Raw genomic sequence first — 21,833 nt, 5'->3', positions numbered from 1 at the left:
TATATAAATGATGGTATAAAGAAAAGTATATGAATAATTGAGCGTGGAAAGGGAGAAGTAGTGATCATTTCCCTGTTTTAGAGAGCTGATGGTCGGTGGAAATCAGCACATAGATGATCGCGAATTACGCCCCTAGAGCATCTTTTTTCGATTGAAGTGTATTCAAAAGGGAAAAGACGGTGCTAAGCCGTTATGTAAATAAGGTGGTAGGCTTTTTTTGCCTGCAACTAGGGTGGTAACGCGATAATCAAAATCGTCCCTTATTTAAGGGGCGATTTTTTTATGTTTTCAACCTTCACGCCAGTAATGAACTTAAAGGAGAGTATGTAGGATATGGGTATTTTACAAGATCTTGAATTTCGCGGTTTAATTAATCAGCAAACAGATGCTGAGGGACTTGAGCAATTATTAGAAAAAGAAAGCGTTAAATTATACTGTGGTTTCGACCCGACAGCGGATAGCTTACACATCGGTCATATGTTACCAGTATTAATGTTACGTCGTTTCCAATTAGCTGGTCACCAACCAATTGCACTTGTTGGCGGTGGTACTGGCATGATCGGTGACCCAAGTGGTAAAAAAGCAGAGCGTACATTAAATACGAAAGATACAGTTGCTTACTACACAGAAAGCATTAAAAACCAACTTTCAAACTTCTTAGAGTTTGAAAACGTGGACAACCCAGCAACAATGGCTAACAACTATGATTGGCTTGGTAACTTAGATGTAATTTCATTCTTACGCGATATCGGTAAAAACTTCGGTTTAAACTATATGTTAGCAAAAGATACAGTAGCATCTCGTTTAGATACTGGTATTTCATTCACTGAGTTTAGTTATATGATTTTACAATCATACGACTTCTTAAACTTATACCAAAACCATAATTGCCGTCTACAAATCGGTGGTAGTGACCAATGGGGTAACATTACAGCTGGTCTTGAATTAATCCGTAAATCAGAAGAAGATGCGAAAGCGTTCGGTTTAACAATTCCACTAGTTACAAAATCTGACGGTACGAAGTTTGGTAAAACAGAAGGCGGTGCAATTTGGTTAGACCCAGAGAAAACAACTCCTTACGAGTTCTACCAATTCTGGATTAACACAGATGACCGCGACGTTGTTAAATACTTAAAATACTTCACATTCTTATCTCATGAAGAAATTCTTGAGCTTGAAAAGCAAGTAACTGAAGCACCAGAAAAACGTGCAGCACAAAAATCATTAGGATCTGAAATGACAAAACTTGTTCATGGCGAAGAAGCGTTAGAGCAAGCAATTAAAATTTCAGCTGCATTATTCAGTGGCTCTGTAGCAGAACTTACTGCAAGCGAAATCGAGCAAGGATTCAAAGACGTACCATCTGTAGAACGTACTGCAGAAGATACAGTATTAATCGACTTACTTGTAGAAAGCAAAATTTCACCATCTAAACGTCAAGCACGTGAAGATGTAACGAACGGTGCAATCTACGTAAACGGTGAGCGTACACAAGCGTTAGACTACGTTGTAACAGAAAACGACCGCATCGAAGGTAAATTTACAATCATTCGCCGCGGTAAGAAGAAATATTTCTTAATTCGTTACTAATCAGAAACGAATTTAAAACAAATAGTACCCCGAATGGTAGGCTGAAAAGTCTATCGTTCGGGGTTTTTATGTATGCATTTAAATTGCCTCATGATTTCTTTTAAATAGAATATGAAGAATTAATACGAGCATGTAAAGTAAGCTAATTAGCATAACGACAAATGCCCCGGGATAAAATTTTGCCGCATATATAAAGAAATCGATTTGATAAATATCGTCATAATGTGAAACGTACCCTTTAAAATAATTCGTAAACTTAGCGCTATATTTCCATTCATCAGGATTATCTATTAAATTACTCCCTTGATACCAACTCATAAGTGCTGAAGTAATAAACAGCATAAATGCACTGCCTAACTGAACCATTTGGTTTATTGTCAAAAAAAACACCCCCATTTTATGGTTATTATAACGTGATAATTTGCCTTAATAAACTATTCTGTAGATAAAATATAGTTAGCAATCCTGTAACCTTTTTGTTGTAATCTCCTTTTCGAGTTCATACGGAAATCACATGTAAGCGATATGATAAACGTATAACAAATAGAAAGGAGTGGTAAAACAAAATGTCACTAGAAGCGCTCATTATTTTTTCTTTGCTAAATGCTGGTCAGCTTGCAGAGCATTCGAAGGTTGATGTACATAAAGAGCAGAAAGATGCTTATGTATATGTTCAAAAAGAGGAAAATAAATAATTTTAATATATAAATAAAAGCTACCAGAGAGAACGTTTTAGTTTCTTTGGTAGCTTTTTCTATTGAGATATAATTTGGAAGTAATGAAAAAAGGAGTAGTCTGAAAATGAAATGATTATATGTTTAAGGAAATAAGTATAACAGCATGTAATGAAGATGGATTATAAAATTTTGCACAATAAACGGAGCTAGTATTAAAGAGAATCCAATCGTTGGAATGAATAAAAGAGAAGTAAGGACGATTATCCATAACTCATGAAAAAACTTCCTTGAAGTATCTTACTATACATACGATATTTATATAAATAAAAAAAGCCCAGGACCCTTGATAAACAAGGTTCCTAAGGCTTTTAATAATACTCTTTGCAGAGTACCGAGATTAACGAGAGTAGAACTCTACGATTAATGCTTCGTTGATTTCAGCTGCTAACTCAGAACGCTCAGCGTGACGAGTGTAAGTAGCTTCTAACTTATCAGCATCGAAAGTTAAGTATTCTGGTACGAAGTTGTTAACTTCGATCGCTTCTTTAACAACAACAAGGCTGTTAGATTTTTCGCGAACGCTGATAGTTTGGTTAGGTTTAACGCGGTAAGATGGGATATCTACGCGAGCGCCATCAACCGTGATGTGACCGTGGTTTACTAATTGGCGAGCTGCACGACGAGTGCGAGCTAAGCCCATGCGGTAAACTAGGTTGTCAAGACGAGCTTCAAGAAGGATCATGAAGTTTTCGCCGTGCTTACCAGGCATTTTACCTGCTTGGTCAAATGTGCGACGGAATTGACGTTCAGTCATGCCGTACATGTGACGAAGTTTTTGTTTCTCTTGTAATTGTAAACCGTATTCTGAAAGTTTCTTACGTTGGTTAGGACCGTGAGGACCTGGTGCGTAAGGGCGTTTTTCTAATTCTTTTCCTGTGCCGCTTAGAGAGATTCCAAGACGACGAGACAGTTTCCATGCTGGACCTGTATAACGAGCCATAGTTGACTCCTCCTTTAAAAATGTTTTTATTTTCGTAAAATAAAAACAGACGTAATCGATATTTACGGGTATTTTGTTTTCATGTACCTTCGCTCCAGCAGCAGGGAGTTACGAGATACACCTCCGCAGAGGAACAAAATACAAACGATAAACTCACATTACAAGGCTGCCTTTTTATTTTACACAAACGCTATTATATCTTTTACTTACAGTTTCGTCAAGAGACTCCCTTTTTGTTTTATGCAGATAAATTTTGGAAATTAACAAGAAGGAATTTAAAACAATATAAAAGAAAAGATAGAAACACAAATAAAACGCTTACATAAAATGTAGTAAAAACGTTCATCAGATTTTTCCTGGTGGATATGTGGCAATAAAGACATAAGGGGGATGTTTTTATGAAAAAGAAACATATAGAGACAGCATTAATTCATCATGGATATGAATCAAATGAAAATAAAGGGAGTTTAACACCACCTTTATTTCAAACTTCTACATTTACGTTTGAGACAGCACAGCAAGGGGAAGCGAGTTTTGCGGGAGAAGATCCATCTTATATTTATTCAAGGCTTGGGAATCCAACTGTGAAATTATTTGAAGAACGTATGGCTGTTTTAGAAGGTGGAGAGGAAGCGCTGGCGTTCGGTTCAGGTATGGCAGCCATTTCAGCAACGTTAATCGGTTTTCTAAAGGCTGGAGATCATATTATTTGTTCAAATGGATTATATGGATGTACGTACGGTTTTTTAGAAGTATTAGAAGAGAAATTTATGATTACTCATTCGTTTTGTGATATGGAGACAGAGACTGATATTGAAAATAAAATTCGTCCAAATACAAAGCTCATTTTCGTTGAAACACCGATTAATCCAACGATGAAATTAATTGATTTAGAAAAGGTGATCGGGGTAGCGAAGCGAAATGACTTACTTGTTATTGTTGATAATACGTTTTGTTCACCTTATTTACAAAGACCTCTTGAACTTGGTTGTGACGCCGTCGTCCATAGTGCGACAAAATATATTGGTGGTCACGGGGATGTTGTAGCGGGTGTAACAATTTGTAGAACGAAAACGTTAGCTGACAAAATCCGTCCGATGCGAAAAGATATCGGCGGTATTATGGCGCCGTTTGACGCGTGGTTATTGTTACGCGGATTAAAAACATTAGCAGTAAGAATGGATCGTCATTGTGATAATGCGGAAAAAATTGTATCGTTTTTGAAAAATCATGAAGCAGTAGAAGGTGTTTGGTATCCGGAGGGAGAATTAGCATCTCGGCAAATGAAACGAGGTGGGGGCGTTATTTCTTTTTCAATTAAAGGTGGAAAAGAGGAAACACAGTCGTTTATCAATGACCTCCATTTTATTACAATTGCCGTAAGTTTAGGTGATACAGAAACGTTAATTCAGCATCCAGCGACGATGACACATGCAGCTATTCCGGCTGAACTAAGAAAAGAAATGGGTATTTTTGATAATTTAATACGCCTATCTGTCGGCTTAGAATCATGGGAAGATATCGTTTCTGATTTAGAACAGGCACTAAAGAAGATATCTACTGTTAGTAATCAATAAAATGAAACTTTAATCAGTGGGGGTTTTGTCCATCCCCGGCTGATTATTAGCCCTCACCAATCGGGCTTTTACGGGCAGTTATCTCCCACTTAACTTCCTTGTATTCGCCGAATTTACTGCTCGTTAATGCGGGATAAAAAAGAGTGAGCTATCGGTTTCGTACGTTACGTACGTAATCGATAGCTCACTCTTTTCTTTATTAAATATGTTTTAGGAGTGTTTCCACAAACTTTTCTAAATAGTGCTGATCTACTTCATCGAAACGATTTTTTTCAGGACTATCAATATCAAGCACACCAATGATATTTCCTTCTTTTATAATCGGTACAACGATTTCAGAATTAGAGGCACTATCGCAAGCGATATGTCCTGGGAATTGGTGAACATCTGCTACAAGTTGCGTTGTTTTTGTTTCAGCTGCAACGCCGCAAACACCACGTCCGAACGGAATACGCACGCAAGCTGGCATTCCTTGGAATGGTCCAAGAACAAGCTGATTTCCTTCTGTTACATAAAAGCCAACCCAATTAACGCGATCTAAAAATTGATTTAATAGTGCGGACGCATTTGATAAGTTTGCGACTACGTTCGGTTCGCCAGTTAATAATGCATCCAGTTGTTTAATTACTGTCTCATATTGCTCTTCACGAGATCCTGCATAACTTTCTTTTGTAAACATGGAAACAACTCCCTTTTTAGCGAGATATGTAAAACGATAGCAAAATACGATGTATTTCACATGACTTTGTCGATAGAAAATTAAAGGAATTTGTCTTAAAAGTCAAGAAATTTAAACTATAGCTGTTCATTGAGAGGAAGTGAGCGCATGAAACAGACGAAACAAAAAGTAATTGATGCGGCAATATCGTTGTTTAACACGAAAGGTTATGATGGAACGTCGGTGCGAGAAATTGCAAAGCGAGCGGATGTGAATGTAGCGAATATTTCATATTATTTTGCTGGAAAGCAAGGGTTATTAGAACAGCTTATTACTGATTTTTTAGAAGGATATATTCACGTAATTGAAACGTCATTTGAACAGAGAGAATATTTATCGGCTAAAGATGTGATGGTGCAAATGGTGCGCGGGATTTTACGATATCAATTTGATAATAGAGAACTGACACGTTTTTTTTATAGAGAGCTTTCGCTTGATACGACATTAATTCGTGAAGTGATGACCGTTTATTTTTCTAGAGAAAGATATTATATAGAGCAAATCATTAAACAAGGACAAATGAAGCAAGAATTTAAAAAGGTATCTTTTACAATGTTTATGACGCAATTAAAAGGCATGATGAATATGCCGTTTTTATATCCACAATATATATCAGAGGTGCTACACTCATTTCCGTCTGAGACGTTTTTCTTAGAAATGTATACGAAGGAAATTGAGCAATGGATGGAACGAACATTATATAAAGCGAGTATGTATTATGAACTACCAAGAGCTGTTCATATGTGAAAAATCCCCACCTAACGAACTGAGGTGGGGATTTTTATATGTTGTTTTCTTTGCCATAAATTGTTGCATACTAGCGCAATAATTGTTAATGAGGCAACGGCAATTTCTATGTTATCGACAGTATAACTTTGAAACATAGAACCGATAAGTGCAAATACAGGAACTAAATTCATAAATAATATGCCGTTAATAGATGAAATATATCGATTTCCCGTGTTCCAGCAAAATACAGTGATACCCCCCGCAACAATCGACATATAAAGGAGTTCAAAACGAACGCTCATAACGGTATGTAGTGACGGTACAGAAATTCTATTTGTACCGAGTTTAGCGGCTCATTACATATCAAAGTGTAAAGACTTATTAGAGGATACATATGAAATAGAATGGAAAATTGAGCATATGAAAGTATTAATAGAGTTATTTAAAGAGTGAAAAGTTGAAGCGATGTTCATCGATTCAGTAGTAGAAGGCGCTACATATATAAAAGAAATGCGGGAAGAAAAAATCGTTTGTGCTGTTTCAAATGATCATCCGTATAGAGTGAAAAAGGTAATCCGAATGGAAGAGTTGCAAAATGAACAGCTAATTGTATACCCAGAAATATGTGATGTAAGGAAAATGATTATGAATGTGTTTCAATGTATGGGCGCGAAACCAATAATTGCGATGGTAGGAGCTGGACTTGGTATAACATTGCTTCCGGAAACCGCTTTACAGTAAGCCGTAATGCAAGGTAACGTACGTGCGATTTCTGTAGAACCACCACTAATGCGAAAGATTTATTTCGTCTCTCATATGAAAGAGAGCTCGTTATCCTGCATTAACTGCCCGTAAAAGTCTTACCTTTATTGCATTCATTTGAGGACGGATAATGGAATAAGTGGAATATTAAGAAATATTACAATCACATGTAAAGAAACATGAAATTTTAAAAAAAACTAGGTCAAAAACACGTCATTACATGGTATGATTAGAACATTGTTAGTTGTTAAATATAGGGGAATTCCCTTTTTATACATAATGCCTTCCATTTCATAAACGGAACGGACAAAAAAAGAGATATAACTAGGAGGCTTTTTTGCATGGATTCTATCCTGACGATCGTTATCATTGTAGTAAGCTCTATTCTAGTGCTGCTCATGATAGAGCTTGTGATAAGAAATCGTTCATATAAAGATATTGAAGCACTGGAGCAGTGGAAACAAGAGATAAAAGATAAACCTGTGGCAGATGAACTAAAGCGGGTAAAAGATTTAAATATGACAGGTCAAACGGAAGAGCTGTTTGGTAAATGGCGTGAAGAGTGGGATGAAATTGTATCAACAACTCTTCCGAAAGCTGAAAAAGATTTAGGGCAAGCGCGAAAATTCGCCTCGCAATTCTCCTTCCGCAAAGCAAAGCATGCGATGAAAGAATCCATAAGTGGTTTAGATGACGCTGATAATCGTATTACAGAAATTTTAAATGAATTACAGCAACTGTTAGAAAGCCATGAGAAAAATAGCGCGGAAATTGAAGGGTTACGTGATACATATCGTAGTATGAAAAAGAGCGTTCTTGCTCATCGACACATGTATGGAGCAGCTGAGCAAAAAATTGAAGAGATGTTAGATGTTGAATCCGAGAAGTTCAAAACTTTTGAAGAGGCAACAGATAATGGTGATTATTTAAAAGCGAGAGAAATTGTTATTAGTTTAGAAGAAGGTTTAGCAAGTTTAGAAATCGTTATTCATCAAATTCCGGATTTATTGGTAGAGTGTCAAGCGACATTACCAGTTCAGCTGGAAGATTTATTACAAGGTCATGATGATATGATAAGACAAGGCTATGTATTAGAGTATTTGGAAATCCCTAAAGAAGTCCGCGATATGACGACACAACTACACACATGTTTAATGGATATACAGGAACTTCATATAACAGAAGCAGCAGAAAAAGTAGAGAACTTAAAAACTCGTTTAGACAGTTTTTATGATCAACTTGAACAAGAAGTGCATGCGAAACATTATGTGGAGCAAAAAACACTGTCTGTTTATGAAGATTTAGAAGAAATTCGTACAGAAACAATTGAAACGAAAATAGAAACACAACTTGTGAAACAAAGTTATCAATTACAAGACAAAGATATTGAGTCACAAAAAGTAATTGAAAAGCAAATGCATATTTTAATGAAACGTTTTGAAGTGTTACAAATACGCGTTGCTGAACAAGATATTGCATTCTCTATTATTCGTGAGGAACTAGAAGAGGTTTATGAGCAATGTGAAACTTTAAAAGTACTTCATGCAGAATATAAAGAAATGCTGCAAACGATGCGCAAAGAAGAATTTGAAGCACGTGAGAAGTTACAAGAAATGCGAAATACAATTTTTGAGACGAAACGTTTTATGCAAAAGTCGAATTTACCAGGTCTTCCAGAGAGTATTATGGAAGATTTACAAAAAGGGCAAATGGCGATGCAAGCTGTATATGAGCAATTAGAAGTAAAGCCGTTAAATATGAATACTGTAAATAACAGTTTAGAAGAAGCATACACAGTTGTGAATGGTGTATCTGAAATGACAGAAGAATTAATTGGACAAGCTTATTTAGTTGAAAAACTAATTCAATACGGTAACCGATACCGCAGTCATGATGAGAATCTTGCAGAAAGCTTAAATTATGCGGAGAAATTATTCCGTGAATATCAATACGATGCAGCTTTAGAACAAGCGGCTTCTATATTAGAGCAACTTGAACCTGGTGTTGTTCAAAAAATAGCTGAATATGTAGACAATGAGCAAACCCTTTAATAAAGGGTTTGTTTTTTTGTGTAATTTTGAAGTCGATGTTGCTATAATGAATAGCGGAATACAGTAAGGTTGTTCGTTTCAAAATAAAGTGAAACTTTAATCAGTGGGAGGGGGCCATCCCCCCACTGATTATTAGTTGAACCAATCGGGCATTTACGGGCAGTGGATTTCCCACCTAACTTCTTTGCTCCAGCTGAATTTTGAGGTGGGAGTCTTACTGCCCGTTAATGCGGGATAAAGTGAAACCATAAGTGATGGGGTTTCATCCACCACTGATTATTAATCTTCACCACTCAGTATGCCTGCAAATGGCCGGGGGAAATGTACACTTTTATATAAAAACGGAACCTTTGAGTAGTCTTAGCGTAATTACACGTATTTGTGATATGATTATATGATGTGATAGCGCTGAAAGGGGAAGAACGATGATCTATTTTGATAATAGTGCGACGACGAAGCCATATCCAGAAGCGCTTCAATCGTACGTAACGGTTGCAGGGAAATATTTTGGTAATCCTTCTTCTATCCACTCGCTTGGAGGAGAGGCAGAGCGTCTATTAACACAATCGAGAACGATTGCGGCACAGCTCCTTCACGTTAAACCTTCTGAAATTATTTTCACATCAGGTGGAACGGAAGGGAATAACCTTGCGATTAAAGGGATAGCGATGAGGAATCGTTCGCGCGGCAAACATATCATTACAACAAATATTGAACACGCGTCTGTGTTTGAAGCATATAAACAATTAGAAGATCTCGGTTTTGATGTAACGTATTTACCGGTTAACGAGCACGGTGTTGTATCGGTAGAAGATCTAAAACGAGCACTTCGTGAAGATACGATTCTTGTGTCAATTATTCACGTGAACAACGAGACTGGAGCGATTCAGCCCGTTGCTGAAATTGGAACATTATTAACGAACTATCCGAAAATAAGATTCCACGTGGACCATGTACAAGGGATAGGAAAAGTACCACTTGATTTATACGCTTCTCATATTGACCTTTGTTCAATATCTGGACATAAATTTCATAGCGTAAAGGGGACAGGTCTTCTTTACGTACGTGATGGTGTAAGATTAGATCCAATCTTATCAGGTGGTCAACAAGAGCTCAAGTATCGTTCAGGTACAGAAAATTTACCTGGTATTGTAGCGATGGTGAAAGCACTTCGTATGACGATGGAACAAGTGAAAGAAAAGATAGTTCATTTGCAAAATTTACAAACAGAGCTGGTCCGTTTCTTTAAAGAGATGGAAACTGTAACGATTAATACATCACTTGAATATGCGGCACCGCACATTTTAAATGTATCATTTGTCGGTTTAAAACCAGAAGTAGTCGTTCATGCTTTAGAAGAGCATGGTGTATATGTATCGACGAAGTCTGCTTGTTCTTCAAAAGCAAATGAAGTGAGCAGAGTACTAGTGGCAATGGGAGTACCGCACGCCGCAGCTACAAGTGCGATTCGCATTAGTCTAGCACCAGACAACACGATGGAAGAAGTAAAACAATTTGAAGGTATTGTTAAAGAGACGATGCCAAAATTATATGAAGTGATGAGGTAAAGAAATATGATGACATATGAATATATTTTAGTTCGTTATGGAGAAATGACGACAAAAGGAAAGAACCGTTCTAAGTTTGTAAGTACGTTAAAAGATAATGTGAAATTCAAATTAAAAAAATTCCCAAACATTAAAATTGATGCAACACATGATCGTATGTACATTCAGTTAAATGGTGAAGACCATGAAGCAATTTCTGAAAGATTGAAAGATGTATTTGGTATTCATAAGTTTAACTTAGCAATGAAAGTACCATCAGAATTAGAAGATATTAAAAAAGGTGCATTAGCAGCTTTCTTACAAGTAAAAGGTGATGTGAAAACATTTAAAATTACAGTGCACCGCTCTGATAAGCGCTTCCCAATGAAGACGATGGAGTTACTTCCAGAAATCGGTGGGCACATTTTAGAAAATACAGAGGATATCACAGTAGATGTTCATAATCCAGATGTGAATGTACGTATAGAAATTCGCAGTGGTTACAGCTATATTATGTGTGGTGAGCACATGGGAGCTGGCGGTTTACCAGTTGGTGTTGGCGGAAAAGTAATGGTGCTTCTTTCTGGTGGTATCGATAGCCCGGTAGCAACTTACTTAACGATGAAACGCGGCGTATCTGTGGAAGCAGTTCACTTCCATAGTCCACCTTTCACAAGCGAGCGCGCGAAACAAAAAGTAATCGATTTAGCACAAGAGTTAACGAAATACTGTAAACGTGTAACACTTCACCTTGTTCCATTTACTGAAGTGCAAAAAACGATTAATAAAGAAATTCCATCTAGCTATTCTATGACAGTTATGCGTCGTATGATGATGCGTATTACAGAGCGTATTGCAGAGGAGCGTAATGCACTTGCAATTACGACTGGTGAAAGTCTTGGACAAGTAGCGAGCCAAACGTTAGATAGTATGCATACGATTAACGAAGTGACAAACTATCCTGTTATTCGTCCGCTTATTACGATGGATAAATTAGAAATTATTAAAATTGCAAAAGAAATTGGAACGTATGATATTTCAATTCGTCCATATGAAGACTGCTGTACAGTATTTACACCAGCAAGTCCATCGACGAAACCGAAGCGTGAGAAAGCAAATCGTTTTGAAGCGAAGTACGATTTCGCGCCGTTAATTGAAGAGGCTGTAGAGAACAAAGAAACAATGGTATTACAAACAGTAGAAGTAGTGGCTGAAGAAGAAAAATTCGAAGAACTTTTCTAAACCCATAAATTACCACATTCAAATGTGCATGAAGTCATGTTGTTTATCACACTCTATACTCACAAGGAGGTGATACAACATGGCAAGCACAAATAAATTAGCAGTATCTGGTGCTCAAGCAGCATTAGATCAAATGAAATACGAAATCGCTCAAGAGTTTGGTGTTCAACTTGGAGCTGATGCAACATCTCGCGCTAACGGATCTGTTGGTGGCGAAATTACTAAACGTCTAGTTTCACTAGCTGAGCAACAATTAGGCGGTTACCAAAAATAATCCCATATACGATGGCTTAGAAAGAGCGGGTTCTCCCGCTCTTTCTTTTTGTCGTTTTCGTCGTTATTTGCCGGTGAATCGTTATGTTAAAAACATCGTCGCTATACATTCATACATCATTTCGACATAAATATAAAAAAATTGTCAAAAGAAGAGGGTTCAAAATTTACTGAAAATTCTTTATTATATAAGGGAGGCATAGAAATAAAGGAGGATGTTATATGAAGAGAGAGGAATTGTTAGCGCCGCCGTCTTATAATTTAGTTTCGGAAATAGAGAAATATACGAGTGATAAAGAGAAGCTTGCTTTAATTTGGCAAGATGATAAAGGGAATAGACGAGAGATTACATATTTTGAATTAATGCAAGGTGCGAATAAAATTGGAAACGCTTTTATAAAAAGTGGCTTACAAAAAGGGGACAAGCTCCTTATTATGATGCCGCGCTTAATTGAAGCTTACATGACGTATATTGCTGCGATTAAAGCAGGATTTGTCGTTATTCCAAGCTCAGAAATGTTGCGTAAAAAAGATATTGAGTACCGTATTGGGCACGGAGAAGTGAAAGCAATTGTAAGTTACGAACCGTATATTGGACAATTCGACGGCGTAGAAGCGGTGGAATCTCTTCAAAAATTCGTTTTGAGCGAGCGTTCAGTAGATGGATGGACGAATTTAAAAACAGCATTAGAAACGGAAAGTGATACGTTAGAAATGGCGAAGACGGATAAAGAAGATATGGTCTTTTTATCTTATACGTCAGGGACGACAGGAAATCCAAAAGGAGTTGTTCATACGCATGCATGGGCATACGCTCATTTACGTACAAGCGCCCCGAACTGGCTCGGAATCGAAGAAGAAGATGTTGTATGGGCAACGGCTAGTCCAGGTTGGCAAAAATGGATTTGGAGCCCGTTTGTAGCGACTCTCGGTTCAGGTGCAACAGGATTTGTATACAATGGTAAGTTTGAACCAAAAACGTATTTAAATTTATTAGGCGATAATAAGGTGAATGTGCTTTGTTGTACGCCGACTGAGTATAGATTAATGGCAAAGGTAGAAAATTTAAGTGAGTACAATTTAGAAGCGTTACATAGCGCTGTATCAGCTGGTGAGCCGTTAAACAGGGAAGTTATTGAAACGTTCCAAAGGCATTTTGATATTACGGTAAGAGACGGTTATGGGCAAACGGAAAACACATTACTCGTTGGGATAATGAAAGGGATGGACATTAGACCAGGATCAATGGGAAAACCGACGCCAGGAAACCATGTTGATATCGTAAATGAAGAAGGAACTCCTGTACAGGTAGGAGAAGTTGGTGATATTGCAGTTCACATTGAAACACCAGCACTCTTTAAACAATATTATAAAGACGATGAGCGCACAGCGATGCAATTCCGCGGTGATTATTATATTACCGGTGATAAAGCGAAAAAAGATGAAGAAGGCTATTTTTGGTTTGAAGGTCGCGGTGATGATATTATTATTAGCTCTGGTTATACAATCGGACCGTTTGAAGTCGAAGATGCACTTGTAAAACATCCATATGTAAGAGAATGTGCGGTTGTCGCAAGCCCTGATGAAATTCGCGGAAGTGTCGTGAAGGCATTTATCGTATTAAGAGAGAATATAGACAAGAACGAAGAAACATTAATTCCAGTGCTCCAACAACACGTCAAAGAATTGACTGCACCATATAAATACCCTCGCAAAATTGAATTTGTAGATGAACTACCAAAAACGATTTCCGGAAAAATTCGCCGTATTGAACTTAGAAAACAAGAAATGGAGCTTCCTTCAAAATAATTTTGAAAATAGGGAAGTAAATAGTTGAATGAAATGTAAAACGATGATATTATAAAAACGAACACAAGTTCGATTTTATAAATTAAAAAAAGAGGTGTCCGTATGATTTTAGGTATTAATCCGTACTTAGTTTTAGATGGTAGTGGGCAAGAGGCTGTACAGTTTTACAAAGAGGCGTTAGACGCAAAAGTAGAAGTAATGCAAACTTTTGGTGACATGCCTGAAAATCCAGAATACCCAATTCCAGCTGAAGCGAAAGAGCGCGTTTTACATGCTACTTTAAAAGTTGGTAATACGGACCTTATGATTTCTGATACATTCCCAGGTCAAGGGCATGCAATCGGATCTCAAGTAACAATCGCAATTCAAATTAATAATGCAGAAAAAGCGAAAGAAGTATTTGATAAGTTACAAGAAGGTGGAGAAGTTATTATGCCACTTCAAGAAACTTTCTGGAGCCCAGCATACGGACAACTAAAAGATAAATTTAGCATTGAATGGCAAATTACAACGAACCCTACTGAACAAAATTAATTTTTGGAAAAGCACCATTTTTAATCGAAATGGTGCTTTTTTTATACGAACGAATTTCGTAGACTAAAGGGAAAAGGGGGACGAGTATATGGGAGAAATTTGGTATGGCGGCACCATTTACACTATGCGAGAAGACAATGAAAAAGTAGAAGCTATTTACGTTGAAAATGGCGTCATTGTTCATATAGGGAATAAAGAAGAGTTAGAAAACCGATATTCAGAAGTGAAGTTATGTGACTTAAAAGGGAAAACGATGATTCCAGGACTCGTTGATAGCCATATGCATCTTATTGGGCATGGGGAGAGGTTGCTTCGTCTAGATCTATCAAATTGCAAATCTTATAGCGAAGTACTTACTCTTGTTCAGAAGCGCGTAGAAGAAGCGCCAAAAGGATCTTGGATTATCGGAGAAGGATGGAATGAAAATAATTTTACAGATACAAAACAAGTTCATGTACGTGATTTAGATGAAATCTCTAAAGAACATCCGATTTTATTAAAGCGCGTTTGTCGTCACGTGACATGGGTGAATTCATACATATTGCAAGAAGCGAACATAACAGAAGCGACGCAAGATCCAAAGGGCGGAAAAATTGGTCGTGACTCATTAAATAAATTAACAGGACTTTTATATGAGCAAGGACAAGAGTTAATTAAACATGTTCAGCCCGAAATAGATGGAGTGTATTTGCAAAGTGCTCTGCAAACAGCGATTTCAGACTGCTGGCAATACGGACTCGTTGGCGGACATACGGAAGACTTAAATTATTATGGCGGCTTTCAAAAAACGTACAATGCGTTTTCACACGTTATAAAAGAAATGCGGTTTAAGGCGCATTTACTCGTTCACCATGAAGTAGCGAATGAACGAAAAGAATATGAAAATGAGCACTATATTGAATTTGGTGCGATGAAAATTTTTTCTGACGGCTCTTTTGGCGGAAGAACAGCTTTATTAAGTGAACCGTATGAAGATGCGAAGGAAACAAATGGAGTTGCCATTTTCTCACGTGAAGAGCTTGCAGGTTTAGTGAAAAAAGCACGAGATTTACATATGCCAGTTGCGATTCATACAATTGGTGATTTATCGCTTGAATATGTCATTGATGCGCTTGAATTACATCCACCAGCAGAAGGATTACGAGACCGTATTATTCATTGTCAGCTAGCTCGTGAAGAGTTGATTGAAAGAATGAAACAATTGCCAGCTATTATTGATATTCAACCAGTCTTTGTTTCATCGGATTTTCCATCAGTGATTGAAAAACTAGGAGACCATCGTCTTCGTTATGCGTATGCTTGGAAGACGTTACTGGATGCAGGATTACACTGTAATGGAGGCTCTGATGCTCCAATTGAACAAGTGAATCCGTTTTTAGGTATATATAGTGCTGTTACACGTAGAAGTTTTATTGATGGTGTATGTTATATCCCAGAAGAAAGATTAACGGTATATGAGGCTGTTTCTTTATTTACAACAGGAAGTGCGTATGCAATTGGAAAAGAAGGAAAGCGAGGACAAATTACAAAAGGATATGAAGCAGACTTTACGATATTAGACCGCAATATTTTTGAAATTGAGGCGGAAGAAATAAAAGAAGTACAGGCAGAAATGACCGTCATTGATGGGAAGATTGTTTATAGAAAAGACGTCTAAAAATTTGAGGGAGCGGCTCCGAAAATACATGTTGGTGATGCTTCCTCTTTTTAGATAGGCTGATGATGTCGTAAATTGATATTTTGGGTAAAATCGTTGATATATTTTGACTTGTGATAGATACATTCGAAAAATCGTTGATATAATTTCATATACTGTTGTCCTGTTCCAAAATGTTTTGTGAAACAGCATCAAGTTGCATTTGATAAATAAAAAACCCTCGAATTATGGAAATCCCATAATTCGAGGGTTTTTTGATTACTATAAAAATGTTCTCTGTACTTTTTCCCAGAAAGAGTTGTTTTTTAATTTAACAGTTTTAATTTGTTTATCGCTTAAACGAACAACGGCTTTTTCCACTTGTTTAATGCTAAGTGCTTCGTTATCCATTCCGATAACAGGATAATCATTTCCATCTGGTTTAAGTGTTAAAGTTAACGTACGCTCGTGATTTAAAAGGAACGGTGACCCGAGTGTACGGTATGTGTTGTTATTTAAAGATGCTAGTTCGCTTACTTGGAAACATGGGATAAGTGGATCGACAACTGCACCATGTAATGATTTATTGTAAGCGGTACTTCCTGTTGGTGTGGAGATAACTAATCCATCACCTCTAAAGGTTTCGAAATGTAAATTGTCGACGTGTACATCTACGACAAATGTTTTAATGATACTAGAGCGTAATGTGAATTCATTTAAACAATGGAAAGATGTACCGTGATCTACATCTACTTTAATTGTTGGATATTTTCGCACTTCAATTTCGTTTTTTGTAATTTCTTGAAGGGCTGTATCAACGTGATCGATGTGGAAATCGCAGTAGAAAGAAATTTCATCTTTCGTAGAAATACCTGCGTATAAGCAATCTTCTCTAAAGCCGGTTTTACGAACGGCTTGTAAGAAAGTCCCATCATCTCCAACGCTGACGATAGCGTTTGCATTTTTTGGATGATCTAATATGGTAAATCCATTCTCCTCTAAAATACGATATACTGGTTTCATTTTTTCAACGAGCGTTACTTTGTCATCACCATAAAAGAAAAATAAATTGCGACGATTTGCCATTATGTATCCCTCCACTGCAGTTAAATTTTCTAGTCTTAGTGCTACATATCGTCAGAGTATGTTTCTGGATGATATGTTCAAATAGTATATTTCGATATAAATTGTCAAAATTCCTTTTTATTTTTAGAAAAATTTTTATATTCAATTTTATCAAAGTCTGTTTAATGATGAATAAACTTGTCGATAATGGGTATGGAGTGAAAGGATGGTACGAATGAAGTGGCTCGTAATTGGAATGATAATTCTTCTACTTTTTATTTTGCTTATACTATTATCGAAAATATCGCTTAAGGTGACGTTTTTATATTCAGAAATGGAAAAACAATGTTTGTTTCAAGTGAAAATATGGATGATTCGATATACGTTTGATGTATTGGAAAGAATTGAAAAACAGCAGAAGAAGACAGGACAAAAAATTAAAAAAGCTGAAGAGGACGGCGGAATAGATAATAAAATTATGGCACAACTCGATAGTATAGGGGAACTGATAAAAAAGCTTCAAGACGTTCATACTATTGTTAAAGATTTTCTCAAAAGAGTGAAAATCAATGGTTGGAAATGGCATACGCAAATTGGAGCAGGCGACGCGGCTAGTACTGGAATTGTCACTGGATATGCATGGGGGACAAAAGGAATGGCTGCTGGAGTTGTAGGACAATATATGCATATTGTCGACGTACCAGAATTTGAAATTACTCCTGTTTTTCAAGGAAAGGGATTTGCATCAAGATGCGAGTTAACAGCATCTTTTCGTATATTCCGTACTGTAAAAACAGCGATAAAATTACTCGTGTTTATGAGAAAGCAAAAATCTGGTATGACAGAAAAATCTGTTCAAGCATAGGGGGGATATAGAATGGACCATCCAATTCAAGGTTTAATGACAACCGCAATGCAGCATTTAAAACAAATGACTGATGTAAATACAATTGTTGGTGACCCAATTAAAGCGGCAGATGGAAGTGTAATTCTTACAGTTTCGAAAGTCAGTTTTGGATTTGCTGCTGGTGGAAGTGAATTTGGTAAAGTAGAACATTCAGGCCGTCATCCATTTGGCGGGGGAAGTGGTGGAGGAGTTTCTATTAATCCTGTTGCCTTTCTTGTTATAAATGGAGAAGGTGTGAAAGTATTACACTTAGATAAGCAAACACACGTCATCGATAAAATAATTGAATTAGCGCCACAAGCTGTTGATAAAGTGAAAGAAATGATGGATAAACGAAAAGAAGATGATCCTGAATTTCAAATTTAACGAATAAAGAAGCTGATCAGTGGATTAGCTTCTTTAATTTTTTTGTAAATAAAGCGATTTTATTTGCATTATCGATAGGGACAAACTATCATTTACATTGTACATATTTTGTTTAAAATAAGGGAGGATTTTTAAGTGGCAAATGTAACTTTTAAAGGTAACCCAATGACTTTAGTTGGAACAGAAGTTAAAGTTGGCGATCAAGCGCCTAACTTCCAAGTATTAGCAAATGACTTATCTCCAGTAAGTTTAGAAACATACAAAGGTGAAGTGAAATTAATTAGTGTTGTACCTTCAATCGACACAGGTGTATGTGATGCACAAACTCGTCGTTTTAACGAAGATGCAGCAGGTATTGAAAACGCGAAAGTATTAACAATTAGCGCTGATTTACCATTCGCTCAAAAACGCTGGTGTGCAGCAAACGGTTTAGAAAATGTTGTAACACTTTCTGATCACCGTGACCTTTCATTCGGTGAAGCTTACGGCTTAGTAATGAAAGAACTTCGTTTACTTGCTCGTGCAGTATTCGTAGTAGATAGCAATGACAAAGTAGTTTACGCAGAATACGTAGGCGAAGGTACAAGCCATCCAAACTATGAAGCAGCATTAGAAGCAGCTAAATCTGCGAAGTAATGCAAATGAAGACGACCTCTCATTAAAGTTTTACTTTAGAAGAGGTCGTCTTTTCTCATGTATTGTTAACTGAACCAATATATGAGAAAAGACGTTACATCATAAACAACTTGAAGGGGAGCTCTTTGCAAGAGGTCGCTTTTTCTTTTGGGAAAAATTTAGATTATGGTATGATATAAGTTATGTGTAAAAGAGAGAAGGAGGAATGTACGTGAGTCAGGCAGTAGAAACATTATTTTCTATTTTTGATTCTTCTACGGTAGTTTTACGTAAAGAATTAGATGTAACATATTTAGAGGCGCTTGTAGAAACAGGTGATAACTTGTTTGAAGGAGCGATTTTACAAGAGGAATTATCCGAATCAACAATTGAAAGGTTGAATCGTGAATATAGTACGTTTAATGAAGAAACATATAAAGGGGAAGAAATTCGTAAAGCATTTCAGCTAGCCATTTTAAAAGGAATGAAAGAGGGCGTACAAGCGAATCACGAAATGACGCCAGATGCAGTTGGAATGTTCATGAGCTACTTATTCCATAAATTTATGCAAGGTCAAAAAGAAATTACTGTTTTAGACCCTGCAATTGGAACTGGTAACTTAATGACTACATTGTTTAATAGCGCCAAAGAAGAACTAACAATGAGTGGATTTGGTGTAGAAGTGGATGAGGTGTTAATTAAACTTGCTTTAGTAAATGCAAATTTACAAAAGCATGCAATCGAATTCTTCCACCAAGATGGACTAGCACCACTTTATATTGATCCAGTTGATGCAGTCGTTTCAGATTTACCAATTGGTTATTATCCAAATGAAATTGTTGCAAGTGAATATACATTAAAAGCAGATGAAGGAATGTCATATGCACATCACTTATTTATTGAACAAAGTGTGAAACATACGAAAGAAGGCGGGTATTTATTCTTCTTAGTACCAAACTTCATTTTTGAAAGTGATCAAGCGCCAAAGCTACATGCATTCATTAAAGAGACATGCTTTATTCAAGGATTATTACAGCTTCCTGTTTCCATGTTTAAAAACGAGAAAAATGCAAAAAGTATATTTGTTCTCCAAAAGAAAGGCCAAGGTGTAACAATGCCGAAACAGGCACTACTAGTGGAATTACCTAAATTCTCTAACATGAAGGCTATGGAGAACATTATGAATCAATTGAATACTTGGTTTGCAACACATAAATAATACGATATATATGTAACAGGGTTAGTAATTAATGTAGTACAGTTTTATAGGATATGTAATGTTTTTTAATATATACAAGATTTAACTGAATTTTTTTGAAATCTGTAATATATTTTTTTTCTTGGTGTTATAATTTTTTCACTTGAAATATATGTCGGACGATGTTTAAATTAAAATCGTGAGTATAAAATTTACTAATGATGAAACGTTTTCATAATGAGTGAATTTAATTAGATAAAATCGAGCGGTTTGTGGAATGATCCACACAACTACCAAGAGAAAAAGGGGCGAAAGACTAGATGTCAAAAATCATCGCGATTAACGCAGGAAGCTCTTCCTTAAAGTTCCAATTATTTGAAATGCCAAGTGAAACAGTATTAACAAAAGGTTTAGTAGAACGTATCGGTTTAGAAGATAGTATCTTCACTATTACTGTAGATGGCGAAAAACAAAAAGAAATTACAAACATCCCAGATCATGCAGTAGCAGTTAACATGCTTCTTAAGAAATTAACTGAAAACGGAATCGTAAAATCTCTTGATGAGATTGGCGGTATCGGTCACCGTGTTGTACACGGCGGCGAAAAATTTGCTGATTCTGTTTTAATTGATGCTGAAGTATTAGCTGATATCGAAGAATTAAGCGATTTAGCACCACTTCACAACCCAGCAAACCTTGTTGGTATTAAAGCATTCCAAGAAGTACTACCAAACGTACCAGCAGTAGCAGTATTTGATACAGCATTCCACCAAACAATGCCGGAATCTGCATTCCTATACAGCTTACCATATGAATACTATGAGAAATTTGGCATCCGTAAATACGGTTTCCACGGAACTTCTCATAAATACGTAACAGAGCGTGCGGCTGAATTATTAGGTCGTCCACTTGAAAGCTTAAGCCTACTTTCTTGTCACTTAGGTAACGGTGCAAGTATCGCAGCAGTAGAAGGTGGTAAGTCTATCGATACTTCTATGGGCTTCACTCCACTTGCTGGTGTAACAATGGGTACACGTTCTGGTAACATTGACCCTGCGTTAATTCCATACATCATGGAAAAAACAGGCCAAACTGTAGAAGAAGTAGTTAGCGTATTAAACAAGAAGAGTGGTATGTTAGGTCTTACTGGTTACTCTAGTGACCTACGTGACATCATTGCGAAAGAAGAAGAAGGCGACCACCGTGCGAAAGTAGCACTTGACGTGTTCGTGAGCCGTATCCATAAATACATCGGTTCTTACACAGCTCGTATGAAAGGCGTTGACGCTATCATCTTTACAGCTGGTGTAGGTGAAAACAGTGCAATTATTCGTGAGCGCGTATTAGAAGGCCTTGAGTACATGGGCGTATACTTCGACGTAAAACGCAATAACGTATTCGGTGAAGAAGCATTCATCAGCTTCCCACACTCTCCAGTAAAAATTATCGTAATTCCAACTGACGAAGAAGTTATGATTGCTCGTGACGTATTACGTCTTGGAGATATTGGTTAATATACTATATGAAAAAAAAGACG

General features: G+C 36.8%; 20 protein-coding genes, 2 pseudogenes and 1 other annotated feature. Of the genes and pseudogenes, 17 read left to right on the top strand and 5 right to left on the bottom strand.

Annotation, left to right across the window (positions count from 1 at the left end; all coding sequences use genetic code 11):
- Positions 1-35: 35 nt before the first annotated feature.
- Positions 36-264: a binding site (T-box leader), on the top strand.
- 69 nt (positions 265-333) lie between these two features.
- Positions 334-1,590, top strand: a complete 1,257-nt coding sequence (tyrS, locus tag LCF45_RS22935; RefSeq protein WP_002015575.1) for a tyrosine--tRNA ligase — start codon at positions 334-336, stop codon at positions 1,588-1,590.
- Between the two features lie 78 nt (positions 1,591-1,668).
- On the opposite strand, the gene LCF45_RS22930 is transcribed toward tyrS, so the two are convergent.
- Entirely contained in the window at positions 1,669-1,971 is a 303-nt protein-coding gene (locus tag LCF45_RS22930) for a YjdJ family protein (RefSeq protein WP_002167568.1), read from the bottom strand.
- A 185-nt stretch (positions 1,972-2,156) separates the two neighbouring features.
- Here LCF45_RS22930 and LCF45_RS22925 point away from each other — a divergent pair, with 185 nt between their 5' ends.
- Positions 2,157-2,285 (top strand): hypothetical protein, encoded by a 129-nt coding sequence (locus LCF45_RS22925; RefSeq protein ID WP_000050938.1) that lies wholly within the window; start codon positions 2,157-2,159, stop codon positions 2,283-2,285.
- A gap of 379 nt (positions 2,286-2,664) precedes the next feature.
- Here LCF45_RS22925 and rpsD read toward each other — a convergent pair whose 3' ends face one another.
- The gene (rpsD, locus tag LCF45_RS22920; RefSeq protein WP_002015568.1) at positions 2,665-3,267 is read right to left on the bottom strand and encodes a 30S ribosomal protein S4; all 603 of its coding nucleotides are present in this window, start codon (positions 3,265-3,267) and stop codon (positions 2,665-2,667) included.
- 398 nt (positions 3,268-3,665) lie between these two features.
- On the opposite strand from rpsD, the gene megL reads away from it, so the two are divergent.
- Positions 3,666-4,844, top strand: coding sequence for a methionine gamma-lyase (gene megL / locus LCF45_RS22915; RefSeq protein ID WP_002015566.1), 1,179 nt, complete (start codon positions 3,666-3,668; stop codon positions 4,842-4,844).
- Positions 4,845-5,043: 199 nt separating this feature from the next.
- Here megL and LCF45_RS22910 read toward each other — a convergent pair whose 3' ends face one another.
- Positions 5,044-5,523, bottom strand: coding sequence for a GAF domain-containing protein (locus tag LCF45_RS22910; protein WP_002129416.1), 480 nt, complete (start codon positions 5,521-5,523; stop codon positions 5,044-5,046).
- 147 nt (positions 5,524-5,670) lie between these two features.
- Here LCF45_RS22910 and refZ point away from each other — a divergent pair, with 147 nt between their 5' ends.
- Positions 5,671-6,309 carry a forespore capture DNA-binding protein RefZ gene (gene refZ / locus LCF45_RS22905; RefSeq protein WP_002088994.1) on the top strand — a complete coding sequence of 213 codons (639 nt, stop codon included), beginning with the start codon at positions 5,671-5,673 and terminating at the stop codon, positions 6,307-6,309.
- Positions 6,310-6,320: 11 nt separating this feature from the next.
- Here refZ and LCF45_RS22900 read toward each other — a convergent pair.
- A pseudogene (locus LCF45_RS22900) lies at positions 6,321-6,629 on the bottom strand (EamA family transporter); the annotation flags it as partial.
- On the opposite strand from LCF45_RS22900, the pseudogene LCF45_RS22895 reads away from it, so the two are divergent.
- From LCF45_RS22895 to LCF45_RS22860, 8 genes and pseudogenes are all read left to right on the top strand, one after another.
- Positions 6,628-7,146, top strand: a pseudogene (locus LCF45_RS22895) (LysR family transcriptional regulator substrate-binding protein); the annotation flags it as partial. The pseudogenes LCF45_RS22900 and LCF45_RS22895 overlap by 2 nt on opposite strands.
- A 248-nt stretch (positions 7,147-7,394) precedes the next feature.
- Entirely contained in the window at positions 7,395-9,104 is a 1,710-nt protein-coding gene (ezrA, locus tag LCF45_RS22890; RefSeq protein WP_002167570.1) for a septation ring formation regulator EzrA, read from the top strand.
- Between the two features lie 425 nt (positions 9,105-9,529).
- Entirely contained in the window at positions 9,530-10,672 is a 1,143-nt protein-coding gene (locus LCF45_RS22885) for a cysteine desulfurase family protein (protein WP_002167571.1), read from the top strand.
- A gap of 6 nt (positions 10,673-10,678) precedes the next feature.
- Positions 10,679-11,893 carry a tRNA uracil 4-sulfurtransferase ThiI gene (gene thiI, locus LCF45_RS22880; protein ID WP_002129411.1) on the top strand — a complete coding sequence of 405 codons (1,215 nt, stop codon included), beginning with the start codon at positions 10,679-10,681 and terminating at the stop codon, positions 11,891-11,893.
- Positions 11,894-11,972: 79 nt separating this feature from the next.
- Positions 11,973-12,167 (top strand): alpha/beta-type small acid-soluble spore protein, encoded by a 195-nt coding sequence (locus LCF45_RS22875; protein ID WP_000168891.1) that lies wholly within the window; start codon positions 11,973-11,975, stop codon positions 12,165-12,167.
- A 221-nt stretch (positions 12,168-12,388) separates the two neighbouring features.
- The gene (mbcS, locus tag LCF45_RS22870) at positions 12,389-13,975 is read left to right on the top strand and encodes an acyl-CoA synthetase MbcS (RefSeq protein ID WP_002167572.1); all 1,587 of its coding nucleotides are present in this window, start codon (positions 12,389-12,391) and stop codon (positions 13,973-13,975) included.
- Positions 13,976-14,077: 102 nt separating this feature from the next.
- Positions 14,078-14,509: a VOC family protein gene (locus LCF45_RS22865; RefSeq protein WP_002129408.1), complete on the top strand. Its 432-nt coding sequence runs from the start codon at positions 14,078-14,080 to the stop codon at positions 14,507-14,509.
- 88 nt (positions 14,510-14,597) lie between these two features.
- Complete coding sequence (locus tag LCF45_RS22860) at positions 14,598-16,166, top strand: amidohydrolase (RefSeq protein ID WP_002167573.1); 1,569 nt, start codon at positions 14,598-14,600, stop codon at positions 16,164-16,166.
- A 261-nt stretch (positions 16,167-16,427) separates the two neighbouring features.
- Here the strand turns inward: LCF45_RS22860 and LCF45_RS22855 are convergent, their stop codons facing one another.
- Positions 16,428-17,231: an NAD kinase gene (locus tag LCF45_RS22855; protein WP_002015552.1), complete on the bottom strand. Its 804-nt coding sequence runs from the start codon at positions 17,229-17,231 to the stop codon at positions 16,428-16,430.
- Positions 17,232-17,436: 205 nt separating this feature from the next.
- On the opposite strand from LCF45_RS22855, the gene LCF45_RS22850 reads away from it, so the two are divergent.
- The 5 genes from LCF45_RS22850 (at position 17,437) to ackA (ending at position 21,810) form a co-directional block, all read left to right on the top strand.
- A complete protein-coding gene (locus LCF45_RS22850; RefSeq protein WP_002167574.1) occupies positions 17,437-18,075 on the top strand; it encodes a DUF2953 domain-containing protein in 639 nt (212 codons plus the stop codon).
- Positions 18,076-18,087: 12 nt separating this feature from the next.
- Positions 18,088-18,483 (top strand): GerW family sporulation protein, encoded by a 396-nt coding sequence (gene ytfJ / locus LCF45_RS22845; protein ID WP_000350005.1) that lies wholly within the window; start codon positions 18,088-18,090, stop codon positions 18,481-18,483.
- A 135-nt stretch (positions 18,484-18,618) separates the two neighbouring features.
- On the top strand, positions 18,619-19,119 hold the full coding sequence (gene tpx, locus LCF45_RS22840) for a thiol peroxidase (RefSeq protein WP_002015549.1): 501 nt from the start codon (positions 18,619-18,621) through the stop codon (positions 19,117-19,119).
- A 211-nt stretch (positions 19,120-19,330) separates the two neighbouring features.
- On the top strand, positions 19,331-20,317 hold the full coding sequence (locus LCF45_RS22835) for a class I SAM-dependent methyltransferase (protein ID WP_263894300.1): 987 nt from the start codon (positions 19,331-19,333) through the stop codon (positions 20,315-20,317).
- A gap of 299 nt (positions 20,318-20,616) precedes the next feature.
- Complete coding sequence (gene ackA, locus LCF45_RS22830) at positions 20,617-21,810, top strand: acetate kinase (RefSeq protein ID WP_002129402.1); 1,194 nt, start codon at positions 20,617-20,619, stop codon at positions 21,808-21,810.
- The last annotated feature ends 23 nt before the right edge of the window (positions 21,811-21,833 follow it).

It is taken from the genome of Bacillus sp. 41-22 (genome assembly GCF_025809295.1).
In the GTDB taxonomy this organism is placed as follows: Bacteria; Bacillota; Bacilli; order Bacillales; family Bacillaceae_G; genus Bacillus_A; species Bacillus_A mycoides.
This window is presented reverse-complemented; position numbering and strand designations above follow the sequence as displayed.

Excerpts from the sequence above, each read along its gene's own strand:
- tyrS (WP_002015575.1), top strand. The coding sequence starts at position 334 with ATGGGTATTTTACAAGATCTTGAATTTCGCGGTTTAATTAATCAGCAA.
- LCF45_RS22865 (WP_002129408.1), top strand. The coding sequence starts at position 14,078 with ATGATTTTAGGTATTAATCCGTACTTAGTTTTAGATGGTAGTGGGCAA.
- rpsD (WP_002015568.1), bottom strand. The coding sequence starts at position 3,267 with ATGGCTCGTTATACAGGTCCAGCATGGAAACTGTCTCGTCGTCTTGGA.
- LCF45_RS22885 (WP_002167571.1), top strand. The coding sequence starts at position 9,530 with ATGATCTATTTTGATAATAGTGCGACGACGAAGCCATATCCAGAAGCG.
- megL (WP_002015566.1), top strand. The coding sequence starts at position 3,666 with ATGAAAAAGAAACATATAGAGACAGCATTAATTCATCATGGATATGAA.
- LCF45_RS22875 (WP_000168891.1), top strand. The coding sequence starts at position 11,973 with ATGGCAAGCACAAATAAATTAGCAGTATCTGGTGCTCAAGCAGCATTA.
- LCF45_RS22925 (WP_000050938.1), top strand. The coding sequence starts at position 2,157 with ATGTCACTAGAAGCGCTCATTATTTTTTCTTTGCTAAATGCTGGTCAG.
- LCF45_RS22855 (WP_002015552.1), bottom strand. The coding sequence starts at position 17,231 with ATGGCAAATCGTCGCAATTTATTTTTCTTTTATGGTGATGACAAAGTA.
- ackA (WP_002129402.1), top strand. The coding sequence starts at position 20,617 with ATGTCAAAAATCATCGCGATTAACGCAGGAAGCTCTTCCTTAAAGTTC.
- ezrA (WP_002167570.1), top strand. The coding sequence starts at position 7,395 with ATGGATTCTATCCTGACGATCGTTATCATTGTAGTAAGCTCTATTCTA.
- LCF45_RS22850 (WP_002167574.1), top strand. The coding sequence starts at position 17,437 with ATGGTACGAATGAAGTGGCTCGTAATTGGAATGATAATTCTTCTACTT.
- refZ (WP_002088994.1), top strand. The coding sequence starts at position 5,671 with ATGAAACAGACGAAACAAAAAGTAATTGATGCGGCAATATCGTTGTTT.
- LCF45_RS22910 (WP_002129416.1), bottom strand. The coding sequence starts at position 5,523 with ATGTTTACAAAAGAAAGTTATGCAGGATCTCGTGAAGAGCAATATGAG.
- LCF45_RS22860 (WP_002167573.1), top strand. The coding sequence starts at position 14,598 with ATGGGAGAAATTTGGTATGGCGGCACCATTTACACTATGCGAGAAGAC.
- ytfJ (WP_000350005.1), top strand. The coding sequence starts at position 18,088 with ATGGACCATCCAATTCAAGGTTTAATGACAACCGCAATGCAGCATTTA.
- thiI (WP_002129411.1), top strand. The coding sequence starts at position 10,679 with ATGATGACATATGAATATATTTTAGTTCGTTATGGAGAAATGACGACA.
- mbcS (WP_002167572.1), top strand. The coding sequence starts at position 12,389 with ATGAAGAGAGAGGAATTGTTAGCGCCGCCGTCTTATAATTTAGTTTCG.